Source organism: Pseudomonas sp. SDO5532_S415, from assembly GCF_054071155.1.
The window spans coordinates 19,696-27,394 of the sequence record NZ_JBSVWS010000074.1; the positions used below are offsets into that span (position 1 = coordinate 19,696).

10 protein-coding genes and 1 pseudogene are annotated in these 7,699 nt (G+C 62.0%); all 11 read left to right on the forward strand.

Annotated features, from left to right (window positions below):
* Positions 1–546 carry a pilus assembly protein gene (locus ACW9HW_RS17140; RefSeq protein WP_095193429.1) on the forward strand — a complete coding sequence of 182 codons (546 nt, stop codon included), beginning with the start codon at positions 1–3 and terminating at the stop codon, positions 544–546.
* Complete coding sequence (locus ACW9HW_RS17145) at positions 533–1,081, forward strand: GspMb/PilO family protein (RefSeq protein WP_095193430.1); 549 nt, start codon at positions 533–535, stop codon at positions 1,079–1,081. The genes ACW9HW_RS17140 and ACW9HW_RS17145 overlap by 14 nt, the downstream gene beginning before the upstream one ends.
* A complete protein-coding gene (locus tag ACW9HW_RS17150) occupies positions 1,081–1,599 on the forward strand; it encodes a hypothetical protein (RefSeq protein WP_095193431.1) in 519 nt (172 codons plus the stop codon). Before ACW9HW_RS17145 ends, ACW9HW_RS17150 begins: the two co-directional genes overlap by 1 nt.
* On the forward strand, positions 1,596–3,464 hold the full coding sequence (locus ACW9HW_RS17155; RefSeq protein ID WP_095193432.1) for a secretin N-terminal domain-containing protein: 1,869 nt from the start codon (positions 1,596–1,598) through the stop codon (positions 3,462–3,464). Before ACW9HW_RS17150 ends, ACW9HW_RS17155 begins: the two co-directional genes overlap by 4 nt.
* Positions 3,465–3,466: 2 nt before the next feature.
* Entirely contained in the window at positions 3,467–3,940 is a 474-nt protein-coding gene (locus tag ACW9HW_RS17160) for a type II secretion system protein (RefSeq protein WP_095193433.1), read from the forward strand.
* A 4-nt stretch (positions 3,941–3,944) separates the two neighbouring features.
* Positions 3,945–4,319: a type II secretion system protein gene (locus tag ACW9HW_RS17165; protein WP_095193434.1), complete on the forward strand. Its 375-nt coding sequence runs from the start codon at positions 3,945–3,947 to the stop codon at positions 4,317–4,319.
* Entirely contained in the window at positions 4,294–4,833 is a 540-nt protein-coding gene (locus ACW9HW_RS17170; RefSeq protein ID WP_095193435.1) for a type II secretion system protein, read from the forward strand. The genes ACW9HW_RS17165 and ACW9HW_RS17170 overlap by 26 nt, the downstream gene beginning before the upstream one ends.
* Entirely contained in the window at positions 4,830–5,219 is a 390-nt protein-coding gene (gene csgE, locus ACW9HW_RS17175) for a curli production assembly/transport protein CsgE (protein WP_095193436.1), read from the forward strand. Before ACW9HW_RS17170 ends, csgE begins: the two co-directional genes overlap by 4 nt.
* The gene (locus ACW9HW_RS17180) at positions 5,216–5,635 is read left to right on the forward strand and encodes a curli assembly protein CsgF (RefSeq protein WP_095193437.1); all 420 of its coding nucleotides are present in this window, start codon (positions 5,216–5,218) and stop codon (positions 5,633–5,635) included. The genes csgE and ACW9HW_RS17180 overlap by 4 nt, the downstream gene beginning before the upstream one ends.
* 31 nt (positions 5,636–5,666) lie before the next feature.
* Positions 5,667–6,530, forward strand: coding sequence for a CsgG/HfaB family protein (locus ACW9HW_RS17185; protein ID WP_095193438.1), 864 nt, complete (start codon positions 5,667–5,669; stop codon positions 6,528–6,530).
* 888 nt (positions 6,531–7,418) lie between these two features.
* Positions 7,419–7,613, forward strand: a pseudogene (locus ACW9HW_RS17190) (DUF6124 family protein); the annotation flags it as partial.
* Positions 7,614–7,699: the final 86 nt, after the last annotated feature.

Below are 7,699 nucleotides of genomic sequence, written 5' to 3' on the forward strand. Positions count from 1 at the left end.
ATGCGCGCCCTGATGCTCGACTTTCAGCCACGCCGCCGCTCGACGCCCCTGGGCTGGAGCCTGCTGGCCGGGGGCGTGGTGCTGGCGCTGAGCTGCATCGCGATTCAGCAACACCTGAGCGGGGAGGCCGAACAACAGCAGGGCCACCTGCAGACCGCCCAGCGTGTGCTCACGGGCAATACCGGCACCAAAGTCAGCCTGACCCCGGCGGAAACGCGCGAGCAGGCGCAGAACCTGGCGGAAATGCGCAAGGTCTCGCAGCAATTGCGCCGCCCCTGGGAACAGTTGTTCGCGACCCTCGAAGCCATGCCTCGCCAGAACATTGCCTTGCTGACCCTGACCCCGGACGCCCGCAAGGGCCAGGTACGCATCAGCGCCGAGGCAAAGGATCTGGACGCCATGCTCGACTTTCACAAGCGCCTCGAAGCCAGCGACGAGCTGTCCGATGTGTCGCTGCTGAGCCACGAAATCGTCGCCAACGTGCCGGAGCAACCGGTCCGGTTCAACCTGTCGGCTACCTGGGAGATCGGCGATGCAAATCCCTAGATTGATCGTCCACGAATACCTGCAACGCCTCGGCGTGCCTGGCCTGGCCGGACTGGCCCTGCTGGTTGTGGCGCTGACCTGGGGCCTGGCCGGCCTGTTGCCGGATTGGCAGTCACTGCAAACCATCAGCCAGCAGACTCGCGAAGCCCACGAGTACCTGGCCAAGGTCGAGGACGGCACGGTTGCCCCTCCGGTGGTGCCGCAACGCCAGCTCGATGATTTTCGCAGCAAGTTGCCATCGCAGCCCCAGGCGACCGTGGCCATCGACAAGATCTATGCATTGGCCGCCCAGGAGCGCATCACCCTGGCCCGGGGCGAGTACTCGCTGGGCATCGATCCCAAGACGCACCTGGCCCGCTATCAGATTCTGCTGCCGGTGCGTGGCAGCTACCCGCAACTGCGGCGCTTCCTGCACGCCTTGCTCGGCCAGTTGCCGGCGGTGGTGGTGGAAGACGTGGAGTTCCAGCGCAAAAAGATCGCCGACACCGACCTCAATGGCCGGATCCGCATGACCCTTTACCTGTCGAGGTCATGATGAACAGCAAACGTGCAGTGGGTTGGGTGGCGTTCTTCGGCGTGGCCGCGGCGCTGACCTGGTTGCCCGAATACCTCATGCCGGCCGACGACAGCGACGTTGAAGTGGTCGCCGTGGCCGCGCCCGCCAAGGGCAAGACCCATGGCGCGCTGCCGGCGGCGAAAGCCTCCGGTGCGCCCACGGCGATCAAGGACCTGAGCCCGGCCGGCGATCTGTTCGCCGCCCGCAGCTGGAAAGCGGCGCCGACCCTGGCCAGCGTCACCGAACAACCCGTCAATGTAGCCCCGGTGGTGCAGGTCCCCACTGCACCGCCAATGCCTTTCCAGTTCATCGGCAGGATGGATGACCGCACCGACCTGCAAGTGTTTTTGCAAAACGGCGAGAAAATCTACGTCGTGCGTAAAGGGGATGTGATCGACGAAACATGGAAGATCGAGGGGATTTCCGACATGGAACTGAGCCTGGTCTATTTGCCTCTGCATTTGTCCCAGACCTTGTCTGTGGGGAGCGCGCAATGAACAAATCCCGTTTGCTGATCAGCCTTGGCTTCTGTGCCGGGCTGGCCGCCTGCAGTTCGGCGCAGGTGGCCAAGGAAGAAGGCACTGACTTGATGGCGTCGGGTCAGTACGAAGCCGGGCTGGCCCGGATCGAGGAAGGGTTGCGGGAGAACCCTCGCAACACCGAGCTGCACCTGGCGCTCACCAGCGGCCGTGCCCGGGCAGTGACGGCGCTGCTGAGCCAGGCCGACATGGACCGTGCCCAGCGCGACTTCGCTTCGGCACGCCTGACCTACGGCCGGGTGCTGACCATCGAACCGAAAAACCGTCGTGCCCAGGACGCCATCCGCCAGCTCGATCACATGCGCAGCCTCGACGAAAAACTCGAACTGGCCCGTGGCGACCTGCGTCGCGGCGACATCTACGGCGCCGACCGCCAGGTCAAACAGATCCTTGAGCTGGACCCGAACAACGAAGGCGCCCTGGAACTGCAAAGCAATGTCCGCCTGGTGCAGAGCCGCAACGTCGTCGCGTACCCGCAACTGCGCACCCGCCTGGACAAACCGGTGACGCTGGAATTTCGCGACGCCAACCTGAAGACCATCTTCGAGGTGTTGTCCCAGGTCGCCGGCCTGAATTTCATCTTCGACAAGGACCTGCGCCCGGACATGAAAGCCACCATCTTCGTGCGTGACGTGCGCATCGAGGACGCCGTGGAACTGCTGCTCCAGCAAAATCAGCTGCACCAGAAAGTGGTGAACGAAAACACCTTGCTGATCTACCCGGATTCGCCGCAGAAGCTCAAGGATTATCAAGAGCTGGTGATGCGAACTTTCTACCTGACCAGCATCGATGCCAACACCGCGTTGAACATGGTCAAGACCATGCTCAAGACCCGCGACGTGTTCGTCGATGAGCGCCTCAATACCCTGACCATGCGTGACACCGGCGACGCCATCCGCATGGCGGAAAAGCTCCTGCAATCCCAAGATCAGTCCAACCCTGAAGTGGTGCTGGAAGTGGAAGTGATGGAAGTCGCCACCCAGCGCATTCTCGACCTGGGCCTGCAATGGCCGAACACCTTCGGCGTGGTCAACAGCGACGGTTCGGCGGTGACCCTTCTTGATCAACTCAAGGGCATCAACTCCAGCCGGATCACCATCTCGCCATCGCCCCAGGCCAAGATCAACGCCCAGGACAACGACATCAACACCCTGGCCAGCCCGGTGATCCGCGTCAGCAACCGCGAACAGGCACGGATCCACATCGGTCAGCGCGTACCGATCATCAGCGCCACCTCGGTGCCGTCGACCCAGGGACCGGTGATCACCGAAAGCGTGACTTACCTGGATGTCGGTCTGAAACTGGAAGTGCAGCCGACCGTGCACCTGAATAACGAAGTGGCGATCAAGGTCGCGCTGGAGGTCAGCAACGCCACACCGCTGGAGCCGACCCGCCAGGGCACGATTCCGGTGCAGGTCGATACCCGCAACGCCCAGACCACCCTGCGTCTGCATGATGGCGAAACCCAGATCCTCGCCGGCCTGATGCGCAACGACCATGGCGCCACCGGCAACAAGATCCCGGGGCTGGGTGATATCCCGGGTCTGGGCCGCCTGTTCGGCAGCAACAAGGACACGGTCGGCAAGTCGGAACTGGTGCTGTCGATCACGCCGCGAGTGGTGCGCAACCTGCCGTACCAAAGCCCCTCGGACATGGAGTTCACCACCGGCACCGAAACCAGCATGCACATCCAGGCGCCTGACCGCCGGCTGCAGACTTCGGAACAACCTGAGCCTTCGGTACAAACCAAGCCTTCGGTACAGCCCAAGTCCATCGGTCAGCCAGTCGCCACCAACGTGCAAGTCAGCGTCGGGAAGCCTTGATCATGAACGCCTCGCAACGCGGTTTTACCCTGATCGAAGTCGTGGTGACGCTGGCCCTGATCGGCCTGCTGGCCGGCATGGCCGCACCGCTGACCGAGACCGTGGTGCGCCGGGGCAAAGAGCAGGAGCTGCGCACTGCGCTGTACCAGATCCGCGATGCCATCGACGCCTACAAACGCGCTTTCGACGCGGGCTATATCGAGAAGTCGCTGAACAGCAGCGGCTACCCGCCGAACCTGAAAGTGCTGGTTGATGGTGTGCGTGACGTGCGCAGTGCCAAGGGCGCCAAGTTCTATTTCCTGCGGCGCTTGCCCCATGACCCGCTGACACCGGTCAAGCGTGACGACGAAGGCGGCTGGGGCCTGCGCTCCTATGACAGTACGGCTGAAAATCCACGGGATGGCGAGGACGTCTTCGACGTTTACTCCAAGGCCCGGGGCAAGGGTCTCAACGGCATCGCCTATCGGGAGTGGTGAGCATATGCGCCGGGAAAAGGGTTTTACCCTGCTGGAACTGATGGTGGTCATGGCAATCATCGCCACCCTGATGACCATCGCCTTGCCACGCTATTTCAACAGCCTGGAGGCCTCCAAAGAGACCACCCTGCGCCAGAGCCTGTCGGCGATGCGCGAAGCACTGGATCACTACTACGGCGACACCGGGCGCTATCCCGATTCGCTCGAACAACTGATCGAACAACGTTACCTGCGCAACCCGCCGATGGACCCGATTGCCGAGCGCAAGGACACCTGGGTCCTGGTGGCACCGCCCGAAGGCGTGGCTGGCGGGGTGGCCGATATCAAGAGTGGTGCCCAAGGGAGGGCGCGTGATGGCAGCCTTTATTCCGAGTGGTAAGCCGGGTGCAGAAGACGGCTTCACCTACCTGGGTGTGCTGTTTCTGATCATGGTGATGGGCATGGGCCTGGCCAGTGCCGGCGAGTTATGGGCCACTGCCGCCAAGCGTGACCGCGAACGCCAGTTGCTGTGGGTCGGCACCCAATATGCCCAGGCACTGCGCAGCTACTACCGCAGCTCGCCAGGCCTGGCCCAGTACCCGAAAGAACTCGTCGACCTGTTGCAGGACGAGCGTTATCCCAACGCCAAACATCACATCCGCCAGCTGTACCCGGACCCGATCGGCGGCGGCGAATGGTTCCTGATGCGCGGCTTCGACGGACGCATCACCGGCATCAGCAGCCCATCCACGGACAAGCCGCTGAAGCAGGCGGATTTCCCCACTCAGTGGTCGGATTTCAACGGTATGGCCAGTTACAAGGACTGGCAGTTTGTTGCCGAGAAGGCCTTTCTCGACGGTGCCTCGGGCCCGGTGAAAGGCCAGTCCACCGCACCTCAGGCGTTGCAGCCATGAACCGTTTCTGCCTGGCATTGATCCTGGTGTTGAGCACCTCCGTGGCCTCGGCCGCCGAGGAGGACGAAATGATGGGTTTCATCATCGACGACACGATCTCGCACATCGGCCACGACTTTTACTACTCGTTCAGTGAACGCCTGCGCGCCACCAGCCCGATGGATTTCAACCTGGTGGTACGCGAACGACCTTCGGCTCGCTGGGGCAGCCTGGTGACCGTGGAATATCAACAACGTTTGGTTTATCGGCGTTTCCTGCCGCCGAACACCGTGGAGCTCAAGGACGAGGCCTATGACGCCGCCGACTGGGTACGCGGGCAGATTGTCCAGCGCAAGCTGGAAGCCTTGTTGCAGGACACCACGGACCTTGAGAGGGACGAATTATGAAAACGAAAACGATTTTGCAGCGCACCGGCTGGTGCTTGCTCGGCCTCGGCGGTTGCGGGCTGGTCCACGCCACGGAGCTGGTCTACACGCCCATCAACCCCTCGTTCGGCGGCAACCCGTTGAACGGCACCTGGCTGCTCAACAACGCCCAGGCGCAGAACGACTACGACGACCCTGATTTGAAAGACCGCGCCTCGTTGACCGGCACTTCGGCCCTGGAGCGGTTCAGCAGTCAGTTGCAATCGCGATTGCTGGGGCAATTGCTGGACAACATCTCCACCGGCAACACGGGGAGCCTGTCCACTGACGCGTTCATCGTCAACGTCGTTGATGACTCGGGGGCACTGACCATTGTGGTGACCGACCGAGCGACCGGCGAAGTTTCGGAAATCCAGGTGAATGGCCTGGCCCCTTGAGGGGGCATTGGGTCAACGGGGAGTTAAGGACATGAAAAAAATAATTGCGCTAGGGCTGATGTTGGCGGCATTACAAGGGTGCAGTCTGCGCGAGCCGTTGCCGGCGGAGCAGGACAGCAAAATCCCGACCCTGACCCCCAGGGCCTCGACCTACTACGACCTGCTCAACATGCCACGGCCCAAAGGCCGGTTAATGGCGGTGGTGTACGGTTTCCGTGACCAGACCGGACAGTACAAACCGACCCCGGCCAGCTCGTTTTCCACCAGCGTCACCCAGGGCGCGGCGAGCATGCTGATGGACGCCATGCAGGCCAGCGGCTGGTTCGTGGTGCTGGAGCGCGAAGGGCTGCAGAACCTGCTGACCGAGCGCAAGATCATCCGCGCCTCGCAGAAAAAACCCAATACGCCGGTGAACATCCAGTCTGAACTGCCACCGTTGCAAGCGGCGAACATGATGCTCGAAGGCGGGATCATCGCCTACGACACCAACGTCAAGAGCGGTGGGGAAGGGGCACGCTACCTGGGCATCGACATCGCCCGGGAGTATCGCGTGGACCAGGTCACGATCAACCTGCGGGCCGTGGATGTACGCAGCGGGCAGGTGCTGGCCAACGTGATGACCAGCAAGACCATCTACTCCGTGGCCCGCAGCGCCGGGGTGTTCAAGTTCATCGAGTTCAAGAAACTGCTTGAGGCCGAGGTCGGCTACACCACCAACGAACCGGCGCAGTTGTGTGTGCTGTCGGCGATCGAAGCGGCGGTGGGGCACCTTCTGGCCCAGGGGATTGAACGGCGGTTGTGGCAGGTGGCCGGGGATAATACGCCTGACAGCTCGGCGACCCTGGATCGGTACCTGACGCAGAACAAGGTGGTGCCGGAGGGTGAAGAACAGTGAACGAGGCGGCCTTCGGGCCGACCTGGTTCTCGCGGATGTACCCGGTTCAACTGTGGGAGCGAGCCTGCTCGCGAAGGCGGCCTGACAGCCGGCCTGGCTTTGGCAGATGTGCTCATTCCCCTGTAGGAGCGAGGCTTGCCCGCGATGGACGTCAACGATAACGCGGGCTACCCGAATGATCGCGTTGCCTGAACGATTTTCGCGAGCAGGCTCGCTCCCACAGTGGAAATGCGCCGAACACATCATCCATGCCTATGGAAATCAAATGTGGGAGCTGGCTTGCCTGCGAAGGCGGCCTACGAGCCGACCTGGCTTTCACGGTTGTACCCGGTTCAATTGTGGGAGCGAGCCTGCTCGCGAAGGCGGCCTGACAGCCGGCCTGGCTTTGGCAGATGTGCTCATTCCCCTGTAGGAGCGAGGCTTGCCCGCGATGGACGTCAACGATAACGCGGGCTACCCGAATGATCGCGTTGCCTGAACGATTTTCGCGAGCAGGCTCGCTCCCACAGTGGAAATGCGCCGAACACATCATCCATGCCTATGGAAATCAAATGTGGGTGCTGGCTTGCCTGCGATGGCGGCCTACGAGCCGACCTCGCTTTCGCGGATGCACCCAATTCAATGGTGGGAGCTGGCTTGCCAGCGATGGCGGCCTGACAGTTAGCGAATAACTTAGAAATTGAACCAGCTATTGTGGCAGGGAGCTTGTCGGATCGCCGCACCGTCCCGATCGGCTGCGCAGCAGTCGTAAATCCATTCAATGCGGTGTGTCTGCTCAAACCGTGTCGCCTGATTTCGGGGCCGCTTCGCGCCCCAGCGCGAGCTACAGGGGTTTGTGGTTGCAGGAAATTTCTCAGGACTCGGAGCAAGGCTACATCGCCTTGCGTCGCCCCCAACATCAACACCGAAACCCTCCTGGCCCACGCCTGTGAATCCCTGGCGTCCGCCAGTGTCATGGCCAGCGATTTCGCGACGTTCCTGGACGGGCCACAGCGCAGCACGATGTTGGGTATCCAGCAGGTAATCATGCTGGCGGATCTGGCGGTGAATCGGGCGCTGGATAACCTCGATCCGCAGGGTTGACCGCGTAATCGTTCTTCGCGAGCAGGCTCGCTCCCACAATGGACCTATGCCGTATACAGAATAGGTGTCTTATGAAGATCAAAGGT

Coding starts and splice junctions, on each gene's coding strand:
- ACW9HW_RS17140 (WP_095193429.1), top strand. CDS start 1: ATGCGCGCCCTGATGCTCGACTTTCAGCCACGCCGCCGCTCGACGCCC.
- ACW9HW_RS17145 (WP_095193430.1), top strand. CDS start 533: ATGCAAATCCCTAGATTGATCGTCCACGAATACCTGCAACGCCTCGGC.
- ACW9HW_RS17150 (WP_095193431.1), top strand. CDS start 1,081: ATGAACAGCAAACGTGCAGTGGGTTGGGTGGCGTTCTTCGGCGTGGCC.
- ACW9HW_RS17155 (WP_095193432.1), top strand. CDS start 1,596: ATGAACAAATCCCGTTTGCTGATCAGCCTTGGCTTCTGTGCCGGGCTG.
- ACW9HW_RS17160 (WP_095193433.1), top strand. CDS start 3,467: ATGAACGCCTCGCAACGCGGTTTTACCCTGATCGAAGTCGTGGTGACG.
- ACW9HW_RS17165 (WP_095193434.1), top strand. CDS start 3,945: ATGCGCCGGGAAAAGGGTTTTACCCTGCTGGAACTGATGGTGGTCATG.
- ACW9HW_RS17170 (WP_095193435.1), top strand. CDS start 4,294: ATGGCAGCCTTTATTCCGAGTGGTAAGCCGGGTGCAGAAGACGGCTTC.
- csgE (WP_095193436.1), top strand. CDS start 4,830: ATGAACCGTTTCTGCCTGGCATTGATCCTGGTGTTGAGCACCTCCGTG.
- ACW9HW_RS17180 (WP_095193437.1), top strand. CDS start 5,216: ATGAAAACGAAAACGATTTTGCAGCGCACCGGCTGGTGCTTGCTCGGC.
- ACW9HW_RS17185 (WP_095193438.1), top strand. CDS start 5,667: ATGAAAAAAATAATTGCGCTAGGGCTGATGTTGGCGGCATTACAAGGG.